The organism is Myxococcus sp. AM010 (genome assembly GCF_013372585.1).
Taxonomy (GTDB): Bacteria; Myxococcota; Myxococcia; order Myxococcales; family Myxococcaceae; genus Myxococcus; species Myxococcus vastator.
The window spans coordinates 20,022-39,525 of sequence record NZ_JABXEO010000049.1; the positions used below are offsets into that span (position 1 = coordinate 20,022).

Consider the following 19,504-nt stretch of genomic DNA (forward strand, 5'->3'; position numbering starts at 1 on the left):
GCCAGGCCCACGAGACAGACAGGACGTTAACATTCCCGCTCCCTCGCGCGAGCGGGCAGGTAGCGGGCCCCCACCCGCCGTAATGGCCACAACACTGTGCGCGGAGGGGCGCCTACACGTAGACTGCGCGCACTTTGGAGCTGGCGCAGAACCCCAATCAGGTGGGTCGCTACCGACTGTCCGCGCGCATCGCGACCGGCGGCATGGCGGAGGTGTACCTGGGCCGCCGCGTCGAGGACGACGGCAGCCGTGGGCCTTCGGTCGCGGTGAAGCGGCTGATGCCGCACCTGGCCTCGGACCGGCGCGTGGTGCAGATGTTCCTCAACGAGGCCCGCATCACCGCGCAGGTGCGACACCCCAACGTCGTCACCATCATCGAGTTGGGCATGGAGGGCACCGAGCCCTTCATCGCCATGGAGCTGCTGGAGGGACGCTCGTTCGCCGAGCTGCGCCAGGAGGCCGCCGAGCACGGACACCGCGTGCCACTGGGCATCACCCTGCGCGTGCTGGTGGAGGCCTGCCGGGGGCTGGACGCGGCGCACCGCGCCGTGGATGAAGCGGGCCGGCCGCTGCGCATCGTCCACCGAGACTTCACGCCCGACAACATCCACGTGGGCGTGAATGGCGCGGTGAAGGTCATCGACTTCGGCATCGCCAAGGCGGACGCGCTGGGCTCGGGCACGGAGCCCGGCATCCTCAAGGGCAAGTTCTTCTACATGTCGCCGGAGATGATCGCCGGCAAGCCGGTGGACCACCGCGCCGACCTGTTCGCCGCGGGCGTCATGCTCTACGAGCAGCTCTGTGGCCGCCGGCCCTTCACCGGCCTGTCCGCCGACGAGGTGCTGGGGCGCATCGCGGAGGGACGCCCCAAGCCGCCCACCGCCTTCGACCCGTCCGTGCCCACCGCGCTGGAGCTGGTGTGCCTCACCGCCCTGGCCCGTGAGCCCGCCGCGCGCTTCGACAGCCTGGAGGCCTTCATCGCCGCCATCGAATCGATTGGTGGCGCCGCGGAGATGGCCACGCCCGAGCAGCTGGCCGCCTACGTGGATTCAATCTTCCCACCGGACCGCGACCCCAAGCGGCTGGCCCTGCGGCGCGCGCGGCTCGCGGACCCGTCTCACGGCAGTACGCCAGCGCCCCACACCCGGCCCATCCTGGGCGGGGTCGACGCGCCCACCGCGTGGCCCCAGGTCTCCCGGACCACGAACCCCGACGCGGCGACGGTGGCGGGCGCCACGCGGAAGGCACTCGCGGGCACGGCGTCCACGGAGCCACCGACAGCCGCGTTGTCACAGGGGGCCGCACCTCCGGGTGAGACGCCGGGCACCACCACGCCGCGGGGTGCGATGGCGCGCGATGCGACCGCGCAGGGCGCCGGCCCCGGGGATGCGCCGGCCGCTGGCGCACGAGGCGAATCCCCCTCACGCGGGCGGCGCTCGCGACAGGTCTTGCTCCTCGCGGGCGTGCTCGCGGTGGGCGCGGGCGCGACGTGGTTCTTCACGCGCCCCGCCGCGCCTCCGGCCCAGCGCCTGGCCCTGGCGGAGGCCGCCACCACGGCGGAGGCGAAGGCGGCGGCCCTGGAGGGACTGGCGTCCGATGACCGGGCGAGCGCGGAGGAGCTGCGCCGGGCTGGCGCGCTGCTGCTGGAAGCCGGCGCGCACGAGGAGGCGCTGGCCCTGGCGGATGGCTTCGTGGCGCGCTTTCCCAAGGACCTCGAGGGGCACCTCATCGCCGCGCGCGCCGCCACGGAGCTGCGACTGGGCAAGCGGGCCGAGCGCGCGCTCGAGGACGCCGCCGCGCTGGCCCCCAAGGACCTCCGCCCGCCGCTGGCGCTGGCCGAGCTGCGCGAGCGTCAGGGGGACATCCCGGGCGCGCTGGCCGCGCTGGCCACGGTCCATGCCCGGAAGCCCGGCTCCTCGAAGGTGACGCCGCGCTACGGCTTGCTGCTCTCGCAGAGCGGCCGGCTGGATGAGGCCGCCAGCGTGCTCTCCGCCTGGACGCGCTCCCACGATGACGCCGCGAGCCTCGCCGAGCTGGGCTTCGTGCGCTTCCGGCAACAGCGCGTGGACGAGGCCGCCACCCTGCTCAAGCGCGCGCTTCGAAAGGCCCCCAGGCTCGCCGTGGCGCACTACTACCTGGGGGCCGTGCTCTTCCGGCAAGGCGACACCGCGGGCGCCGAGCGTGCCTATGTCGAAGCGGACCGGCTCGCCCCAGAGGACCCCCGCGCGCTGGCCTCCCGCTGCCAGCTCCACGCCCACACCGGCGACACCGCGGGTGTCACCGAGGTGAAGCGCGCCTTGTCCGAGCGCTTCCCGACGCGCGCGGAGGCCCTGACCGCGGAGTGCGTCGCGGTGAAATGACGCCAACACTTCGTGCGTCCCGGGCCGGGCCCATTAACTTCGGGGTCATGCGCTTTCGCGGAGCTCGCCTCGCCCTCGGAGTCCTGCTCGCCGGTGTCACGGCGTGCTCGTCCCCGGATACTTCCCGCCGGCCCACCGAGGACGCCGGCAGCGCCCCTCCCACCGGAGAGGAGCCGACGGTGCCAGAGCGCACGGCCTGCACCGGCCTCACGGAGGGGCCCGGCACCTACGACTGGACGGTGGAGCACGACGGGCGCACCCGCCACTACCGCGTCCACGTGCCCCCCGGCTACGACGCCACCCGGCCCACCGCCGCCGTGGTGGCCTTCCACGGCTTCGGCTCCAACGAGGTGGAGATGGAGGGGCTGATGCGCCTGTCCACGCTGGCCGACGCGGAGGGCTTCCTCGCCGTGTATCCCCGGGGCCTCAGCGCCTCGGAAATCAACAACAATGGGAGCGATGGCACCAGCCGGGGGTGGAATGCGGGCGCGTGCTGTGGCCCGGCGTGGACGGCCAAGGTGGATGACGTGGGCTTCGTGGACACGCTGCTGGCGGACCTGGACACGCGCGTGTGCGTGGACACGCGCCGGACCTTCGCCACCGGCTTCTCCAACGGTGGCTTCTTCTCGTACCAACTGGCCTGCCAGCGCGCGAGCCGCTTCGCCGCCGTCGCCCCCGTCGCGGGCATGGAGGGCGCCACGCCCTGCGACCCGTCACGCCCCGTGCCGGTGCTGCACCTGCACGGCACCGCCGACCCGGTCATCCGCTACCAGGGCGGCAGCAACCTGGGCCCCTTCGGCGGCACCTACCCGTCCGCGGAGGCGTCCGTGCGCCGCTGGGCCGAGCGCAACGGCTGTACGGGCCCCACCGTGGAGACGTACCAGCAGGGCGACAGCACCTGCACCGCCGCCACCGGGTGCAGCCCGGAGTCCGCCACCGCGTCGCTGTGCACGGTGCAGGGCGGCCAGCACACCTGGCCCGGCTTCACGGACTTCAACCACGGCGGCACGCCCCACCTGGACGCCACGCGGGAAGCCTGGAAGTTCTTCCAGACACGCCCCCGGCCCTGAGCCCACCGCGAGGAGAGCCCCGCCATGCATTCACGCGCCCTCATCATCAACGCCGACGACCTGGGCTACGACCCGGCCGTCACGCGCGGCATCCTCCGGTCCATGCGCGAGGGCGTCGTCTCGTCGGCCACCTTCATGGTGAACACGCCCTTCTCGGAGGCCGCCGCGCGCGAGGCCCGGGGGCTCGCCATCGGCCTGCACCTCAACCTCGCCCGGGGCACCCCCGTATGGAGCGGCTTCCCGCGCGAGCTGCTCGGTGAGGACGGCGGCTTCGTGGAGGCCCGCGCGGGCAGCCTGCCGGCGGACGTGGTGGAGGCGGAGGCCTTCGCCCAGCTCGCGCGGCTCGCGGGCCTGCTGGGTCAACCGGCCACGCATGTGGACGTGCACAAGCACCTGCACCAACACGCGGGCGTCCTGGAGGGCCTGGCCCGAGCCGCGCGAAGCGTGGGCGTCCCGGTGCGCTCCATTGACGCGGAGATGCGGCGCACGCTGCGGGCGCACGGCGTCGCCACCAACGCGCACTTCCTGGGTGACGCGGGCGCGGAGGCGTACTGGACGCTGGAGCGCTTCGCGTCGGAGCTCGCCGCCCTGCCCAACGACGGCGTCATCGAGCTGATGTGCCACCCAGGCTACCGGCCGGAGACGCTGAGGAGCGGCTACGCGGCCCAGCGAGAGGTCGAGCTGGAGACCTTCCTCCACCCCCAGGCCCGCGAGGTCCTGGCCCGGGCGGGAGTCATCCCGGTGGACTTCCGCGTGCTCACGTCCGGGAGCTGAGCAAATCCAGCGGCGCCTCGGCCGAGGGCAGCCGCTCCACGCTGAGCGCGTTGCGCACCCGGGTCACTAAGTCCTCGGGCCGGTAGGGGCGCGTACACAGCGACGTGCCCTCATGGGCCCACCAGGGCCGCTCGTCTCCGGCCAGGAGGATGGGCACCGGCCGCGCGCGCGGCAGCGTGGCGAAGGTCTCCAGGAAGACGCCTGTCGCTCCCTGCGTGGCGCTGGTGGACAGGACGATGAGGTCCACCGGCAGGTGCGTGGCCCGCCGCAGCGCCTCGGCCCCGTCGCGCGCGGTGAGCACCTCGAAGCCCTCGGAGCGCAGCACCTGCTCCGCCGCGGCCTCCTGGGTCTGGTCCTCGTCCAGCAGCAACAGCCGCTGGGGCAGCCGCCTCACGTCGTGCGCCGCCATGCGCGGCAGGCTCAGGGAGAAGGTGCTGCCCTGCCCCTCCGCGCTGCGCATCGACAGCGCGCCGCCGTGGAGCCGGGCGATGGAGTGGCTGATGAAGAGGCCCAGCCCCAGCCCACCGAAGTTGCGGTGCGACACGTTGCGCGCCCGGTAGAAGCGCTGGAACACCTGCGACTGGTCCGCGCCCGGAATGCCGATGCCGTGGTCCTGGACGTGGATGCGCGCCTCACCCTGGGAGCGCTCCACCGTCACGACGATGGGCTCCTCCGACGCGCTGTACTTGTGCGCGTTCTCCAGCAGGTTCACCAGCACCTGCTCCAGCCTGTCCCGGTCCCCGCGCACCCAGACGCGCTCGCGGGGCACCTCCACGGCGAAGGGCCGCTCGAAGGCCGCGCGGAAGTGGTCCACCACCTCCGCCACCAGCTGCCCCACCTCCAGCGGCGCCAGGTCCAACGCCAGCCTCCCCGCGTCCAGGCGCGACGCGTCCAGCAGGTCCTCCACCAGCCCCACCAGCCGGTCCACCTGCCGCTTGGACTTGAGCACCGTGGACAGCTCCACCGGCTGGCCCGACGACAGGCGCCGCTCCATGGTGAAGAGGCCCAGCTTCAGCGGCGTGAGCGGCGTCTTCAGCTCGTGGCTGGCGATGGAGATGAACTCCTCGCGCACCTGGAGCGCCGCCTTGGCCTCGCGCAGCAGGCGCGCGTTCTCCACCGCCACCGCGAGCTGGTTCGCCGCGGCGCTCCACAAGTCCAGCTCCCTCACGGAGAAGGACGTGCCCGGCTCCTTGTAGAGCAGCAGCAGGCCCACCGTCCGGCGCGGCGCGCACAGCGGCACCGCGGCGAAGATGGAGCCCATGGAGTCGCCATAGCCCCGCTGGATGCCCAGCTGCGCCTGACGCAGCGCCAGCGCCTGTCGGAACGGGTCCGACTGGGAGTCGAAGGCCTCCTCCGGGGACTCCGAGCCCGCCAGGTCCGACACCGCCACCCGGCGCAGGCTCCCGCCCTCCTCTTCGCAGAGGAAGACTTCGGCGCGGCGCACGTGCGCGCAGCGGACCAGGGCCACCACGGCGGCGGCGCAGACGCTGTCCACCTCCAGTGTCTCGCCCACGGAGCGGGCAATCTCCTGCACCGCCTGGGAGAAGGCCCCCTCGTCGTCCACCCCCGAGGGCTCCACCACCAGCCAGGCGCCCGCCGCCTCGCCCGCCGAGGCGGGCTTCACCTGCACCCGGACCTGACGCAGCGCCCGGGTGATGACGTGGCCGGTATGGGATGCACCGTCCCGGATGGCGCGCTCCAGGGAGTCCAGGCTCCGGGTGCGCTCCAGGGCGTCCCGCAGGTCGCCCCCGGCGTGCAGCGCCACGCCCGTCTTGTGCGCGAAGCCTTCCTCGCACCACTGAACGCGCAGGTCCGGACCGACGCGAACCAGCGCCAGCGGCAGGCACGAGAATGCATCTTCGACGTCGGAGGGAAGCGGCATGTGCTCGGACGGGGCAAGAGACGCCCGTTGATTATGAGCCCGCGCCCACCCGGCAACCGGAGCCCCCCCAGGATTCCCCCCCGCTGAACGCCAGGCGCGTTGGCAGGCGGACATCGAAGGGAGGGATGACACGCGGCGTTGGTGTGGTAGACGACAGCGCCATGCCCTCGCAGCCGTCCAAGGAACTGCAGACCTTCCCCAACCCGGCCGCCGATCGCGACTACGAAATCGCGTTCGACGTCCCGGAGTTCACCTGCCTCTGCCCGCTCACCGGTCAGCCTGACTTCGCACGTTTCAAGATTACCTACGTGCCGGACCAGACCTGCATCGAGCTCAAGAGCCTCAAGCTCTACATGTGGGCGTACCGCAATGAAGGGGCCTTCCACGAGAAGGTCACCAACACCATCGCGGACGACATCATCAAGGCCATCCAGCCGCGCAAGCTCACCGTGGTGGGCGACTTCTTCGTGCGCGGCGGCATCGGCACCATCGTCACCGTCACGCACGACAAGTCCAAGCAGCAGGCCTGAGCCACCACCCGCCGGGCCTCAGCGGGTGAGCTGCTCCACCAGCGGCGCCCACTGGGCCTGGGTGAAGTAGAGCCCGGTGCCCGCCGCCGTCATCAGCGCGATGGCGGCGGCCAGGGCCCACTTCAGCTTCCCGCCCTGGCGGGAGCGCCCCGTGTCGAACCCCTCCACCGCGGCGTCCAGCTCGTGCGGACGCATGAGCTGCTGGGCCTCCGTCTCCGTCAGCTTCTGCCGGTGACGCAGGAAGGCCACCAGCAGGGCCGCGTGGGACACCTGCACCTCCTGCGCGAGGAAGACGTCCAGCTCGCGGCGCATGGCGGCGGCGTCCGGGAAGCGGTCCTCCGGCTTCACCTCCATGGCGCGCTGGATGATGCGCACCAGCGGCGCGGGGACGTTGGGCGCCACCTTGGAGAGCGGCGTGTACTTGCCGTCGCGAATCCTGGCGAAGACCTCGCCCGCCGTCTTGCCGTGGAAGGGGCGCGCGCCAGAGAGGGCCTCATAGAGCAGCACGCCGAGCGAGAAGATGTCGGTGCGGCCATCCACCGGCACCCCCGTCACCTGCTCCGGGGACATGTACGACGGCGTCCCCACCGCCATGCCCTGCTGGGTGAGCGCCTCCATGCCCACGTCCTTGGCGATGCCGAAGTCCATCAGCTTCACCTCGCCGGACTTGGTGAGCATGACGTTGGCGGGCTTGAGGTCGCGGTGGATGATGTGACGGAAGTGCGCGTGGTCCAGCGCGCTGGCGATGCGCGCGGCGATGACGCCGGTGACGTCCGCCGGCAGCGGGCCTTCCTTGATGAGCGTGTGGAGCGTGGGGCCGTCCACCAGCTCCATCACCATGAAGAGGCTCTCCGCCTTCTCCACCATGTCGTAGAGCGTCACGATGTTCTGGTGGCGGAAGGCCGCGAGCGCGAGCGCCTCGCGCCGGAAGCGCGACAACGTCTCCCGGTCACGCTGGCCGTCCGGGAGCAGCTCCTTGATGGCGACCTCGCGCTGCAGCATCTCGTGCAGGCCTCGGTACACCAGGGCCATGCCACCACGTCCCAGCTCTCCGAGTACGCGGTAGGCTCCAATCTTCCGATGACGAACGGGCTTCGCGGCAGGGGGCACGGCGCGCAGGCTATCGAAGCGGGCGCACAGCGTCGATGGGGGGATGTGGCCGCGCGCCGCCGGGCCGGGTCCGAGCATTCATGTCCTGGCCCCGCGCGATGAAAGCCCACCTCCTCCTCCCCGTTCTGGCGCTCTTCACCTTCAGTGGCTGCTTCCACCATCACCACTACGACTCGCGTCCAACCAAGTCGAAGAAGTCCAAGCGGAGCAGCAAGCGCTGCCACCCGAGCCAGTACTGGGACGGCACCGAGTGCAAACACAAGGGCAAGGGCAAGGGCGCGCGCAAACACGACGGGTGATGACGGCTCGCGGCGGGGCGGCCCCCCTGTCACGGTGAGGCTGTCCCGTCGCGACGCTGGGAGCGGTAGGGTGGTGGGCGCTCATGCGTGCCGAAGCCTCACCGCCGCCGTCAACCGCTCCTGGCCTCCGCCTTCCACTGAACGAGGTCCGTGAGGGGCGCTGCACCCTGCTCGACGGCGGGGCGGAGGCGTACCCGCGGATGCTGGAGGCCATTGCCTCCGCGCGGGTGCGGGTGCACCTGGAGGTCTACACCTTCGAGCGGGAGGGCATTGGCGCGCGGTTCCTCGAAGCGCTGGTGGCGGCGGCGCGCCGGGGCGTGGCGGTGAAGGTGGTGGTGGACGGCTGGGGCAGCATCGGCGCCAGCCGGCACCTCACGCAGACGCTGAAGGCCGCGGGGGCGAAGGTGCGCGTGTACAACCCGCTCACCTCGCTGTGCACCGGCCGCTCCTGGCGCAACCACCGGAAGATTCTCCTCGTGGATGACGCGGTGGCGTTCCTGGGGGGCATCAACATCGGGGACGCATACGCGGCGAACGGCGACGTGCCCGGCTGGGCGGACCTGGCGCTGGAGCTGCGGGGGGACATCTGCCGGCAGTTGGGGGCCAGGCTGCACGCGGGGGCCTCCGCGCTGGAGTCGGGCGCGGTGAAGCTGTTCCTGTCCGGCGTCGCGGGAGGACACCGGCTGCGCAAGCGGTACCTCCAGGCGATTGACGGCGCGGAGCACGAGGTGGTGCTGGCGCACGCGTACTTCCTGCCGGACAAGGGTTTCAGGCGGGCGCTCAAGCGCGCCTCGCGGCGGGGCGTGACGGTGCGGCTGCTTCTGGCCGGACGCAGTGACGTGGTGTTCGCGCGCGCGGCGACCATGCGGCTGTACCGCGACTTCCTGCGCGCCGGGGTGAGCATCCACGAGTGGACCGACTCCACGCTGCACGCGAAGGCGGCGCTGGTGGATGGGAGGAAGCTGCTGGTGGGCAGCTTCAACCTGGATCCGCTGTCACTGGTGAACCTGGAGACGCTGGTGGAGGTGGAGGAGCCCGGCGTGGCGGCGCAGGCGCAGCGGTGGCTCGACAAGCACCTGCTCGGCTCGCGGCGGGTGTACCTGGAGGACTGCGCGCGCTCCGGGCTCCAGCAGTGGCTGCTGGACGTGGTGGGGCTGGCCGTCGCCCGCTTCGCGGAGCGCTTCGCCAGCTTCATGGGCCGGCGGCGGCGGCGGTAGCATGCAACGGGCGCTAAAGCCGAAGCAGGCTCCCCTCCAAGTCCCACCTCGCCTGGAAACCCCGCCATGAACGCACACCCGCCAAGGCTCCGGCTTCAGGAGCGGGACGGTACGCCGGGCGTGTCCACGGGACGCAGTGCGAGCTTCTACCTCCCTTACGCCCATTCCTCCGTGGCAACCGCGGTGCTGCACGCCTGGAGGTCTATCAACGGGCCGTGGGTCCACGGACCCTGACCTCGTATGAGAGCGAGGATGGAGCGTGGAAGCCCCTGGACTCGCATGGCTGAGCGGAAGTCCAGCGTGGGATGCAGGAGGAGCCATGGGCCAACATCCATCTCTCCGGCGCACCCCCGGAGGCGCACTTCCGCTTCGACTACCTGGGACGTGAACGCGTCGACTCGCCCTTCGCGAACGGCCTCGGTGAAGTCAGCGCCGTGTCGTTCTGGCTTTCCACCGACTACCTTGAACAGCACGGCCCACGGCAGACCCGGAAGTTGCTGATGGCCCTTGCCGCTCCCCTCCCCTTTGCCTCAGGCAACGCGGGACTGGCCTTCAGCGGCTCGCTCGACGTAGCGGCCAACATCCGGCAAGTGCGTCGCGACTGCCTTCGATATCCGGGGCTGGAGGTCCTCAGGCTCAGCATGACGTCCCTTCGCATTGGCACGCGCGTTCGAGGCCCCTCCTGGCTGACTTTTCTGGGAGCGCCCTTGCTGAGCCAGCTCGGAGGGGCCGCCCAACTCGGCTCGCGCCTCAACACTCCCAGCACCACGGTACAGGCGGTGGAGGCCACAAGCGCCGTCGTCACCCTGGGTGATCGGCCCGCAACGGGCGATAGCGAGCACGACGAACCACTGTCCGGCTACCGGGAGCTGGCTCGCGCACTGGAACCCTGGACACTGTGGGGGAGGGTGAATCCATCCTGGGGCTCGAACCTGAGGCGGCGCGCCGCTGGGAACGCCGCTTCCTCGACTAATGGCGGCGTGCGGATGAAGCGAGCAGGCGGAGGCTGTTGAGTGAGGAGGTACGCCCCGCCAGGTCCGGGTACGTATTCGCTCGACCTCCGCGAGCGTTTCATCACAGCCTGGCAAGCGTGCTATCGCCCGTGGCTTCATGCTCGGCGATGCCAGGGTGCTGCTCGCGTCGAGGCAACCGGCGGCGTCTGTGCGCGTCCCCGAGGGCCGGGACGCACCTGGGCAGCTCGCTGTTCGGAAATGTCGGGACATTTCGCGGCGCAAAACCCCCGACATTTCCGAACAGCGAGCTACGAGACTGACTCCGCCCCCCTCAGCGCGACGGAGCCCCTGGGGTGGCCGCGCGGTCCGTTCGTTCAGCATGAAATCCGCCACATGAGCCACTGACACATGGAGCGGGCGACGCGGCGCTGCGCCTGCCAAGGGCGGAGGAGGGGGACGCCATCGAAGAAGCCCTGGGGCTGTCCTGCTCGAACGCTTCGGCGGCCGGAATCCCAACCTGGAGGAATGCAGGGCGAGGGGCACCCGCACGCGGGCCGAACGCAGAAGTTCATGTATGAACTGGCGGTGGGTGCGAGAGCCTTCCGCATCATTCCCCGATGGGGCGTCCTGCCATGACCGAGCACTACCCTCGCCTTCGCGTCCATGCCCGCAATGGGCGCCTCGTTCTTCGGGAAGGCCTGAACATCTGCTTCTACATGCACCGGCCGCATGCCGCCGTGGCCCCGCACGTCCTGCGTGCACTGGAGACCTTTCGGGGAGCGGTAGGCGCCTACGCCTTTGACAGCTATGCCGATTCAGAAGGGGACTGGCACCCGCTGGATGAGCCGGGCTGGCAGCACGTCCGGAGCGACCTCCAGGCCGACGACTGGGCCGTGGTCCGGCTCCAGAGCGCCCCCCACGAGGAGTCGCTCCACGCCTTCGAGTATCACGGGAAGGACCTCCAGAGCGCCGACACCGAAGCCCCAGGCGCCGTCACCGCGCTGGGATTCTGGTTGCCCACTGAACGCCTGGAGGCCTGGGGCCCCCAGCGCATTCGGGAGCTCGCGCTCGAGCTGGCACGGCCGCTGCCCTTCTGCTCCGGACACGCGGGCCTCTCCTTCAACGGGGAGCTCGACCTCGTGGGCGTCGAGCAGCAAACCGACGCGTGGCGCTTCCGTTACCCGGGACTCGACATCATCGACCTGGGAGGACTCTCCTGGAAGCTGGGGACGCGACTCCGAGGGCCTTCCTGGCTCACCTTCCTGGGCCAGCCCGTGCTGGACGAGATGAGCGGCGCCACGGGCCTCCAGGCTCGCCTGAGCGCGGCGGGGACCACGGTGCAGTCCCTGGATGACAACCGCGCCGTCGTCACGCTCGGGGAGTGGCCAGAGGCCGGGGACATGGACCAGGGCGACAGGCTCCCCGCCTATCGCGAACTGGCCCGCGCGCTGGCGCCCTGGACGTACCGCGAGGAGCACCTGCGCGGACTCGGTGCGGAAGCGCAGCGCCGCTGGGAGCGCCGCTTCCTCGACTGAGCGACGGATACAGGGCTGTCACGCGCTGAAGCGAGGGGCCAGCCTGCCGGTGAGGTTCCCGCTGCGATTACCGCCAGGGCCCCGTACACTCCCGGCCAGAACCGCACATGCCTCCTCGCCGCCCCCCTCAGCCCGTCCTCGCCGCCATTGACGTGGGCACCAACGCCATCCGCCTGGAGCTGGCGCGGCCAGACGCCGACGGCGCGCTCGAAACCCTGCACCAGGAGCGCGACGCCATCCGCCCGGGAGAGGGCGTCTTCGCCACCGGCTCCATGCCAGAGGAGACCGCCGAGCGCCTGCTGGCCACCCTGCGCCGCTACGCCGCCCTCTGCCGCCGCCACAAGGCCCAGGTGCGCGCGGTGGCCACCAGCGCCCTGCGCGAGGCCAAGAACAGCGCCGACATCGTCCGCCGCGTGCGCGAGGAGGCCGGCCTCAACCTGGAGGTCGTCAGCGGCAAGGAAGAGGCCCGCCTCATCTGCCTGGGCGTGCTCCACCGCAAGCCGCCCCACACGCGCTCGCTGCTCATCGACATCGGCGGAGGCAGCACCGAGGTCGCCACCGCCACGGGCGAGAAGCCCGACAACCTCTGGAGCCTCGCGCTGGGCTCGGTGCGCCTCACCGAGGTCTTCGACGCCTCGCGCACCGTGCCGCCCAAGCAGCTGCGCCTCATGCGCAGCTTCGTCGCGGACGTGCTGCAGAAGACGCTGCCCCCCACGGTGACCAACGTCCCCCGAGTGGCGCTCGGCTCGTCCGGCACCATCAGCGCCGTGGTCTCCTTCGCCGCCGCGGAGAGCAGCGGCAACGCCACCGTCCGTCAGCTCACGCAGACGGTGAACACCCTGGCGCAGATGCCCCCCGAGCGCCGCCGCAAGCGCTTCGACCCGCGCCGCGCGGACATCATCGTCTCCGGCGCCGTCATCCTGGAGGCCGTGGCCAAACACCTGGGCGTGGAGTCCGTCAGCGTCGTCAACCGCGGCCTGCGCGACGGCATCCTCGTGGACCTGCTCTACCGGCAGGACGAGCACCGCGAGGACCACAGCCTCGCGGACGCCGCCCTGGCCATGGGCAAGCGCTTCTACTTCGACGAGAAGCACGCCCGCCAGGTGACCCGGCTGTCGCTCGCCCTGTTCGACAACCTGGCCGCCCTGCACCAGCTGCCCTTGTCGGTGCGCCCCTACCTGGAGGTGGCCGCCCTCCTCCACGACGTGGGCCACGCCGTCAGCTACGAGCGGCACCACAAGCACACGTACTACCTCATCCGCCACGCCGACCTGCCGGGCCTCGCCGACCGCGAGCGCGAGCTGGTGGCCCGCGTCGCCCGCTACCACCGGCGCAGCCCGCCGGAGCTGGCCCACTCCGGCATGGCGGGCCTCAGCCCCGTCGAAGCGCGGACGGTGCGCAAGCTGGCCACCCTGCTGCGCGTGGCCAACTCGCTGGACGTCAGCCACCACCAGCCCATCAAGGACTTCAAGGCCACCAACGGCCGCGAGGGCGTGGCGCTGCACCTGCACACCCGGCACCCCGTGGACCTGGAGCTATGGAACGCGGACCGCGAGGTCCTGAACTTCCGCCGCGTCTTCGGCAAGCGGCTCACCTTCCACGTCCACCACACCTCCAGCAGCCGTTAGCCCCCGCTCCCCCGGCCACCCGGCGGAAGAGGGAGCGGCGCGCGCTTTGCCCTCACCCGGGGTGATGCCCAGGCTCCAAGTCACGCGGGTCTGCGTCCGCGCAGGCCCTTTTCGTCTTGGGGCCCCAAGGGGGCAGGAGCGCACGCAATGAAGGCTGTCGTTTTCCATGGGATTGGGGACATCCGGCTCGACGACGTGGAGGAGCCGCGAATCGAGAAGCCGACGGATGCCATCGTCCGCCTGACGGCGAGCGCCATCTGCGGCACGGACCTCCACATGATTCGCGGCACCATGCCGGGCATGAAGCCGGGCACCATCCTGGGCCACGAAGGCGTGGGCGTCGTCGAGGCGCTGGGCGATGACGTCCGCAACCTCAACATCGGCGACCGGGTGGTCATCCCGTCCACCATCGCCTGTGGCAACTGCTCGTACTGCCGCGCCGGGTATTACGCGCAGTGCAACGACGCCAACCCCAACGGCCCCAGCGCGGGCACGGCGTTCTTCGGCGGTCCCCAGGAGACGGGGCCCTTCCACGGCATGCAGGCGGAGAAGGTGCGGGTGCCCTTCGCGAACGTGGGCCTGGTGCGGATTCCCGAGGGCGTCAGCGACGAGCAGGCCATCCTCATCTCCGACATCTTCCCCACCGGCTACATGGGCGCGGAGCTGGCGGAAATCAAACCCGGTGACACCGTGGCGGTGTTCGGCTGCGGGCCCGTGGGCCTCTTCGCCATCGTCAGCGCGAAGCTGCTGGGCGCAGGCCGCGTCTTCGCCATCGACTGCCACGAGGACCGGCTCGAGCTGGCGCGGGCCCAGGGCGCCGAGATCATCAACTTCGAGGAGGAGGACCCGCTCGAGACGCTCAAGCGCCTCACCAACGGCATCGGCGTGGACCGCGCCATCGACGCGGTGGGCGTGGACGCCATGCACCCGCACCACGGCCCCGGCGCGAAGAAGGCCCACCAGGAGAAGGCCGAATTCAAACGCGAGGTGAAGGAGGCCGCCCCCAAGACGAACCCCAAGGGCGACAACTGGGTGCCCGGCGACGCGCCCGCGCAGGCCCTGATGTGGGCCGTGGAGGGACTGGCCAAGGCCGGCACGCTGTCCATCATCGGCGTCTACCCGGCGCAGGTGCGCACGTTCCCCATTGGCATGGCGATGAACAAGAACCTCACGATGAAGATGGGCAACTGCAACCACCGCAAGTACATCCCCAAGCTGCTGGAGCTGGTGCGCACCGGCGTGGTGGACCCCACGGCCATCCTGTCCCACGTGGAGCCCATGGGCAGCGCCATTGACGCGTACCGCAACTTCGACCTGCGCAAGCCCGGCTGGGTGAAGGTGGAGCTGGAGACCACGCAACTCCAGTAGACAGCCCCGGGCCTTCGCGGCCTCACGCATCCAGGAGCAGGCACGAGTCTCCGAACTCGTGCCCCAGGTAGCCGCGCGCCTCCGCGTGCGCGGCCACCTCCTGGAGCAGCGGCAGCGGCGCGAAGGCCTGGAGCAACGCATGGTGGCTGCTGCCCGGCTCATGCACGCCGGTGAGCAACCCGTGCACCAGCCGCGGGACGAAGCCCGGCCCCAGCAGCAGGTCCGTCACCTCCTCCCCCGCCACCAGCCAGCCGCCGTGCCGCGCCGCGCGGCCCTCCAGGGCCCGGACCACGGTGGTGCCCACCGCCACCACCCGTCCCCCCGAGGCTCGCGTGTGCAGGACGGCCTCCACCGTGGCGGCGGGGATGTCGGAGCGTTCGGGCCGGGGAAGCGCCGCGTCCAGCGCCGCGTCCCCCGTGGAGGACAGCCCCGCCGCGTGGGTGAGCGAGGCCAGCCGCACGCCCTGCCTCCGCAGCGTCAGCAGCACGCTCCAGGTGAGGGGCAGCCCCGCGGAGGGCGCCTCCACGGACCAGGGCCGCGCGCCATAGGCCGTCTGCACATGCCACAGCGACAGCGACGCCTCCGTGTACGCGTACTGCACCGGCCGCCCGCTCCGGTAGAGGCCGGACCAGAGCGCCGCCCCCGTCACGTCGAAGGCCACGCGCAGCAACCGGGGAGACGGTGGCAGCACCGCCACCACCCGCGCCTTCAGGCCTCCCACCACGAGCCCCGCGCCCACGGCCAGCACCGGCGGCGGTGGCCGGTCCTCCGTGCGCCGCCGCCAGTCCCCCGCGCCGAAGAGCACGCCTGTCCAGGTGCCGTCCGGCTCGCGCGACAACAGGCGCAGCTCGATTCGCTCTCCGGACTCCGTGCGCCCCGCCAGGGACGCGGGCAGCGTGGCGGCGTCGTTCACCACCAGCAGGTCCCCGGCGCGCAGCAACGACGGGAGGTCCACCACGTGGGCGTCGCGGTAGCGGCTGGCGCGCGGCTCCACATGCAGCAGGCGCCCCTCCTCGGGGCGGTCCGCGGGCCAACGCGCGGGCTTCATGCGGCCTCCAGCTTCGCCGCCTCCAGGCGGGCTCCCGAGGGGAGGGACTCCGACCGCAGCGCCACCCACTCCACGAGCCGGGCCGCCACCGCCTCCGGGCGGCTCAACCGCGAGTAGTCCCCATCCGGCACCGCGTCGCGGTACATCCGCGTGTCCATCTCCCCGGGGTCCACGGAGACGAAGCGCACGCCCGTGCCCTCCAGCTCCGCGGCCCAGACGCGGCCCAGGTGCTCCAGCGCGGCCTTGGACACGCCATACGCGCCCCAGCGCGGATAGGCGGACACCGCCGCGTCCGAGGTGAGGTGCATGACCAGCCCCTTGCCTCGCACCGCCATGTTCCCTGCCACGGCCTTGGTGAGACGGAAGGGGCCCACCACGTTGACCTCCAGTACGCGCTGCAGGTCCTCGCAGGCGGTGTCCAGCAGCAGCGGCAGCGGCGTGGGGCCCAGCGTGCTCGCGTTGTGGACCAGCACGTCCAGCGGGCCCACCAGCGCGGTGGCCGCGCCCACCAGCGGGTAGATGGCCTCCTTGTCCCCCACGTCGTGGGCCAGCGCGTGGGCCTCCAACCCCTCCCCACGCAGCGCCGCCGCGACGGCCTCCATCTCCGCGGCGTGACGCGCCACGCCCACCACCCGCGCGCCTCGGCGAGCGAAGCCGCTCATCAGCGCCAGCCCCAGTCCCCGGCTCGCGCCCGTAATCAGGATGCTCTTGTCGATGCGATTCATTCGTGCGTCCTCCTTGCGACGGGAGATACACGCCGTTCGCCATTCTGTTGGCGCGCGGGCCAAGGGCTTGGCAGATTGCCAATCCATGAACGACGATGACCTGCCTGGCAGACTGGCCCGCAACATCCGTTCCCTGCGCGAGACGCGAGGCGCCACACAGGCGCAGCTGTCGCGGCTGGCGGGCGTGCCACGCGCCACCTGGGCCCACCTGGAGTCCGGGGCCGCCAACCCCACGCTGTCCGTGCTGCACCGCGTGGCCGCCGCGCTCCAGGTGTCGCTGGAGGAGCTCATCGCCAAGCCCCGCGCCAGCGCCCGGCACTACCCGCGCGCCACCCTGCCCGTCCGGACGCGCGGTGGCGGCATGATGCGCAAGCTGTTGCCGGACCCGCTGCCCGGCATGGAGTTCGACCGCGTGGAGCTGCCGCCGCAGGTGCGCGTCACCGGCGTCCCCCACACCCCCGGCACCCGGGAGTACCTGACGTGTGAGACGGGGGAGCTGGTGCTCGTGGCCAGCGGGGAGCGCTTCCACCTCCAGCCCGGGGACGTGGTCGTCTTTCGGGGAGACCAGAAGCACTCGTACGAGAATCCTGGAGCACGGACGGCCGTGGGTTACTCGGTCGTCCTGCTGGCGCCTTCGATATGAGCGCGCCGGAAGCGCCTGCCCGCGGAGGTACACTGGGGCCCATGGCGCACCTCTCGCGAGTCCTCACCGTCGTCCTGGGCGCAGCGCTCGGCGCGCTGGGCGCCTGGGTGTTGATGAAGCCCGCGTCGCCGTCGCTGCCGGACACGGTGTCCGTCGTGCAGCAGATGCGGGACGTGGCCCGGCTGGAGACGCTGGAGGTCGCGCTCTACAAGAAGGTGTCCTTCACGCCGGAGCCCCAGGCCACGGACGCGCTCTGGAAGGACGTGCTGAACTGGGCGCGCTACACGCTCCAGAACCCGCGGGGCCGCGCCATCGTCTTCGCGAACGCGCACCTGGGCTTCGACTTCCAGCGCTTCGACCGCTCCCATCTCCAGGTGATGGGCACGCGCGTCTACGTGGTGCTGCCGCCCATGGAGGTGAAGGTGGCGCTGCGCCCGGGGGAGACGGAGGTCATCGACTCCAACCTGGACAGCGCGCAGACGGCGCAGTTGCTGGAGAAGGCCCGCGTCGCCTTCGAGCAGGAGGTCCGCGCGGACGGGCGGCTCCAGCGGCGGGCGCGGGAGTCGGCGGAGCGCTCGCTGCGGGCGCTGCTGCTCACGCTGGGCTACCGCGAGGTGCTGTTCGTGGACCAGCTCCCCGCGGGCACGGCGGGCTGAGACCGGCTCACACCGCGGACAGGCCCGCTTCCGTCAGGCGGAAGGCGCCCGGGATTCCATCTGGCGAGGGCACGAGCCGCGCCAGCGCCTCACACGCGGCGGCATCCGACTCGCGGCAGGCCAGCGCCAATTCCCGCCGTCCGAGGACCACGCGCAGGGCACCCTCTCCCGCGAGCAGCGCCAGCGCCTTGCGCTGCGAAGGAAGGAGCAGCCGCGCGGCGTCGTGGCCATCCCCCTCCGCCACGGCCCAGAGTCCGGAGAAGGCCTCCGCCAGCCGGACCTCCCCCTGGTCGACGAGCACGGGCCGCACGGGGGCCAGCCGCGCGGCGAGGTTGCGCCAGGCCGCCGCGTCCGCCGACTCCGGCGTGAGTCCCGCGGGGGCCAGGGCGGCTTCGGGCAGGTAGCGCACGAAGTCCGTGTCCTCCAGGACGTAGAAGACCTCCAGGCCCGCGGGGCCGGGCCGGTGCAAGGCGCCCACGGCGCGCGCCGCGAAGTCCGCTTGGCGCAGCACCGGGCGCAGCCGCGCTTCCAACGCCGCGACCTCCGCGCTCAGGCCCGAGGACAACCCGCTGAGCCGCGCCGCCAGCGCCTCCGCGTAGACGGTGAGCCCCTGCGTGCCCGGGGACTCCTGGTAGGCGGCGTACAGCGAGCCCACGTCCACGCGCCCGACGCCGCCCGTGGCGAGCTTCACGAGCAGGTCCTTCCCCTGCCGCCGGAACGTCACCCGGGCGCGGCCCAGCGCGGCGGTGAGCGCGGCGGTGAACTCCGGGCGCAGCACCTGCTCCTGGGGAGCGGGCGGAGGTGGAAGGTCCACGGACTCCAGCTCCTCCTTCAGCAGCCGGGCCTCGGCGTCGAAGGGGTCGCGGGCCAGCGCATCCGCGACGTAGGCGCGCGCCTTCTCTGCTTCACCACGCCGCAGCCCCAGCACCGCGAGCACCTTGAGCACCTCGGGGTCTCCCGGGGACTGGGCCAGGATTTCGGTCAGCAGCCGCTCCGCGTCGCCGTGGCGCTCCAGTCCGAGCAGGGCCCGCGCCAGTCCCAGCCGCACGGGCAGGTCGCGAGGGAAGTCCCGCCGCAGGGTCTCCAGCAGGGGCAGCGCCTCACGTTCAGCGCCCGCGTTGATGAGGGCGTGCGCCAGGGCCAACCGCAAGGCGGAGCCGACGCCACGCGGCGCCTCGGCACGGAGCAAGGCCAGCTCCGCGTCGCTCAGAATCTCACCCGCCTCCACCTTGCGGCGGACGCGCTCCAGGTCCAGAGGGGCACTCACTGGCGGGACTCTAGTGCCCCCCCCGTTGCCAGCCCAACTGCTGACAGCGCTGACCCGTTTAGGCGTCACCCGCCCCAGTGGCAAACCCCACGCGCTGACAACCCCCGTCCCTCAGTGCCTGCTCGGCTGCTGTGGCTCCTGCATCGACATGGGCCGGCCCATGCTCGCCGCGGGCGCCTCGTCCTCCAGCAGGCCGCGAATCATCTCGCGCAGCTCTGCCGAGTCCTCGTGGCCATGCACGGAGATTGCGTGCGAAACGGCCGCCTGGAATACCTCGTCCTCCTCGCCCGAAATCGTCAGCGTGCAGTCGGTGTCGCTGGGCGCCTTCCTGCAGTCCATCGTCTTGCGTGACATGGTGGTGTCTCCTCCTTACTCACAGGTGGACACCACCGCCCCGCGCCACAAGGGAGGGACAGGCAGCCACGGCCTCGCCCGCGCC

At 71.7% G+C, this 19,504-nt stretch carries 18 protein-coding genes; 12 read left to right on the top strand and 6 right to left on the bottom strand.

Annotated features, from left to right (window positions below; translation table 11 throughout):
* The first annotated feature begins 134 nt into the window (after nucleotides 1-134).
* From HV826_RS21860 to HV826_RS21870, 3 genes are all read left to right on the top strand, one after another.
* Entirely contained in the window at nucleotides 135-2,360 is a 2,226-nt protein-coding gene (locus HV826_RS21860) for a serine/threonine-protein kinase (protein ID WP_176418945.1), read from the top strand.
* 179 nt (nucleotides 2,361-2,539) lie between these two features.
* Nucleotides 2,540-3,430 carry a PHB depolymerase family esterase gene (locus HV826_RS21865; RefSeq protein ID WP_368670967.1) on the top strand — a complete coding sequence of 297 codons (891 nt, stop codon included), beginning with the start codon at nucleotides 2,540-2,542 and terminating at the stop codon, nucleotides 3,428-3,430.
* A 24-nt stretch (nucleotides 3,431-3,454) separates the two neighbouring features.
* Nucleotides 3,455-4,204 (top strand): carbohydrate deacetylase, encoded by a 750-nt coding sequence (locus HV826_RS21870; RefSeq protein WP_176418947.1) that lies wholly within the window; start codon nucleotides 3,455-3,457, stop codon nucleotides 4,202-4,204.
* On the opposite strand, the gene HV826_RS21875 is transcribed toward HV826_RS21870, so the two are convergent.
* A complete protein-coding gene (locus HV826_RS21875) occupies nucleotides 4,188-6,086 on the bottom strand; it encodes an ATP-binding protein (protein WP_176418948.1) in 1,899 nt (632 codons plus the stop codon). The two genes, HV826_RS21870 and HV826_RS21875, sit on opposite strands and share 17 nt — an antisense overlap.
* A gap of 161 nt (nucleotides 6,087-6,247) precedes the next feature.
* On the opposite strand from HV826_RS21875, the gene queF reads away from it, so the two are divergent.
* Nucleotides 6,248-6,616: a preQ(1) synthase gene (gene queF, locus HV826_RS21880; protein ID WP_163777936.1), complete on the top strand. Its 369-nt coding sequence runs from the start codon at nucleotides 6,248-6,250 to the stop codon at nucleotides 6,614-6,616.
* An 18-nt stretch (nucleotides 6,617-6,634) separates the two neighbouring features.
* Here the strand turns inward: queF and HV826_RS21885 are convergent, their stop codons facing one another.
* Nucleotides 6,635-7,648, bottom strand: coding sequence for a serine/threonine-protein kinase (locus HV826_RS21885; RefSeq protein WP_407938418.1), 1,014 nt, complete (start codon nucleotides 7,646-7,648; stop codon nucleotides 6,635-6,637).
* Nucleotides 7,649-7,824: 176 nt separating this feature from the next.
* Here HV826_RS21885 and HV826_RS21890 point away from each other — a divergent pair, with 176 nt between their 5' ends.
* From HV826_RS21890 to HV826_RS21915, 6 genes are all read left to right on the top strand, one after another.
* A complete protein-coding gene (locus HV826_RS21890) occupies nucleotides 7,825-8,025 on the top strand; it encodes a hypothetical protein (protein ID WP_255207997.1) in 201 nt (66 codons plus the stop codon).
* Between the two features lie 83 nt (nucleotides 8,026-8,108).
* The gene (locus HV826_RS21895) at nucleotides 8,109-9,242 is read left to right on the top strand and encodes a phosphatidylserine/phosphatidylglycerophosphate/cardiolipin synthase family protein (RefSeq protein WP_176418950.1); all 1,134 of its coding nucleotides are present in this window, start codon (nucleotides 8,109-8,111) and stop codon (nucleotides 9,240-9,242) included.
* Nucleotides 9,243-9,547: 305 nt separating this feature from the next.
* Nucleotides 9,548-10,255, top strand: a complete 708-nt coding sequence (locus HV826_RS21900) for a type VI immunity family protein (RefSeq protein ID WP_255217344.1) — start codon at nucleotides 9,548-9,550, stop codon at nucleotides 10,253-10,255.
* A gap of 572 nt (nucleotides 10,256-10,827) precedes the next feature.
* Entirely contained in the window at nucleotides 10,828-11,730 is a 903-nt protein-coding gene (locus HV826_RS21905) for a type VI immunity family protein (RefSeq protein WP_176418951.1), read from the top strand.
* 107 nt (nucleotides 11,731-11,837) lie between these two features.
* Nucleotides 11,838-13,358 carry a Ppx/GppA phosphatase family protein gene (locus HV826_RS21910; RefSeq protein ID WP_176418952.1) on the top strand — a complete coding sequence of 507 codons (1,521 nt, stop codon included), beginning with the start codon at nucleotides 11,838-11,840 and terminating at the stop codon, nucleotides 13,356-13,358.
* A gap of 147 nt (nucleotides 13,359-13,505) precedes the next feature.
* Nucleotides 13,506-14,726, top strand: coding sequence for a zinc-dependent alcohol dehydrogenase (locus HV826_RS21915; protein ID WP_176418953.1), 1,221 nt, complete (start codon nucleotides 13,506-13,508; stop codon nucleotides 14,724-14,726).
* Nucleotides 14,727-14,748: 22 nt separating this feature from the next.
* Here the strand turns inward: HV826_RS21915 and HV826_RS21920 are convergent, their stop codons facing one another.
* The gene (locus tag HV826_RS21920) at nucleotides 14,749-15,774 is read right to left on the bottom strand and encodes an S-adenosylmethionine:tRNA ribosyltransferase-isomerase (protein WP_176418954.1); all 1,026 of its coding nucleotides are present in this window, start codon (nucleotides 15,772-15,774) and stop codon (nucleotides 14,749-14,751) included.
* Nucleotides 15,771-16,499: an SDR family oxidoreductase gene (locus HV826_RS21925; protein WP_176418955.1), complete on the bottom strand. Its 729-nt coding sequence runs from the start codon at nucleotides 16,497-16,499 to the stop codon at nucleotides 15,771-15,773. Before HV826_RS21925 ends, HV826_RS21920 begins: the two co-directional genes overlap by 4 nt.
* 85 nt (nucleotides 16,500-16,584) lie before the next feature.
* Between HV826_RS21925 and HV826_RS21930 the strand changes: the two genes are divergently transcribed.
* On the top strand, nucleotides 16,585-17,142 hold the full coding sequence (locus HV826_RS21930) for a helix-turn-helix domain-containing protein (protein ID WP_176418956.1): 558 nt from the start codon (nucleotides 16,585-16,587) through the stop codon (nucleotides 17,140-17,142).
* A gap of 41 nt (nucleotides 17,143-17,183) precedes the next feature.
* Nucleotides 17,184-17,798, top strand: coding sequence for a DUF4230 domain-containing protein (locus HV826_RS21935; protein ID WP_176418957.1), 615 nt, complete (start codon nucleotides 17,184-17,186; stop codon nucleotides 17,796-17,798).
* A gap of 7 nt (nucleotides 17,799-17,805) precedes the next feature.
* Here the strand turns inward: HV826_RS21935 and HV826_RS21940 are convergent, their stop codons facing one another.
* The gene (locus HV826_RS21940; protein WP_176418958.1) at nucleotides 17,806-19,065 is read right to left on the bottom strand and encodes a tetratricopeptide repeat protein; all 1,260 of its coding nucleotides are present in this window, start codon (nucleotides 19,063-19,065) and stop codon (nucleotides 17,806-17,808) included.
* A 111-nt stretch (nucleotides 19,066-19,176) separates the two neighbouring features.
* Nucleotides 19,177-19,419 (bottom strand): DUF1059 domain-containing protein, encoded by a 243-nt coding sequence (locus HV826_RS21945; protein WP_176418959.1) that lies wholly within the window; start codon nucleotides 19,417-19,419, stop codon nucleotides 19,177-19,179.
* Between the last annotated feature and the right edge of the window lie 85 nt (nucleotides 19,420-19,504).

Excerpts from the sequence above, each read along its gene's own strand:
- HV826_RS21870 (WP_176418947.1), top strand. The coding sequence starts at position 3,455 with ATGCATTCACGCGCCCTCATCATCAACGCCGACGACCTGGGCTACGAC.
- HV826_RS21875 (WP_176418948.1), bottom strand. The coding sequence starts at position 6,086 with ATGCCGCTTCCCTCCGACGTCGAAGATGCATTCTCGTGCCTGCCGCTG.
- queF (WP_163777936.1), top strand. The coding sequence starts at position 6,248 with ATGCCCTCGCAGCCGTCCAAGGAACTGCAGACCTTCCCCAACCCGGCC.
- HV826_RS21885 (WP_407938418.1), bottom strand. The coding sequence starts at position 7,648 with ATGGCCCTGGTGTACCGAGGCCTGCACGAGATGCTGCAGCGCGAGGTC.
- HV826_RS21890 (WP_255207997.1), top strand. The coding sequence starts at position 7,825 with ATGAAAGCCCACCTCCTCCTCCCCGTTCTGGCGCTCTTCACCTTCAGT.
- HV826_RS21895 (WP_176418950.1), top strand. The coding sequence starts at position 8,109 with ATGCGTGCCGAAGCCTCACCGCCGCCGTCAACCGCTCCTGGCCTCCGC.
- HV826_RS21900 (WP_255217344.1), top strand. The coding sequence starts at position 9,548 with ATGCAGGAGGAGCCATGGGCCAACATCCATCTCTCCGGCGCACCCCCG.
- HV826_RS21905 (WP_176418951.1), top strand. The coding sequence starts at position 10,828 with ATGACCGAGCACTACCCTCGCCTTCGCGTCCATGCCCGCAATGGGCGC.
- HV826_RS21910 (WP_176418952.1), top strand. The coding sequence starts at position 11,838 with ATGCCTCCTCGCCGCCCCCCTCAGCCCGTCCTCGCCGCCATTGACGTG.
- HV826_RS21915 (WP_176418953.1), top strand. The coding sequence starts at position 13,506 with ATGAAGGCTGTCGTTTTCCATGGGATTGGGGACATCCGGCTCGACGAC.
- HV826_RS21920 (WP_176418954.1), bottom strand. The coding sequence starts at position 15,774 with ATGAAGCCCGCGCGTTGGCCCGCGGACCGCCCCGAGGAGGGGCGCCTG.
- HV826_RS21925 (WP_176418955.1), bottom strand. The coding sequence starts at position 16,499 with ATGAATCGCATCGACAAGAGCATCCTGATTACGGGCGCGAGCCGGGGA.
- HV826_RS21930 (WP_176418956.1), top strand. The coding sequence starts at position 16,585 with ATGAACGACGATGACCTGCCTGGCAGACTGGCCCGCAACATCCGTTCC.
- HV826_RS21935 (WP_176418957.1), top strand. The coding sequence starts at position 17,184 with ATGGCGCACCTCTCGCGAGTCCTCACCGTCGTCCTGGGCGCAGCGCTC.
- HV826_RS21945 (WP_176418959.1), bottom strand. The coding sequence starts at position 19,419 with ATGTCACGCAAGACGATGGACTGCAGGAAGGCGCCCAGCGACACCGAC.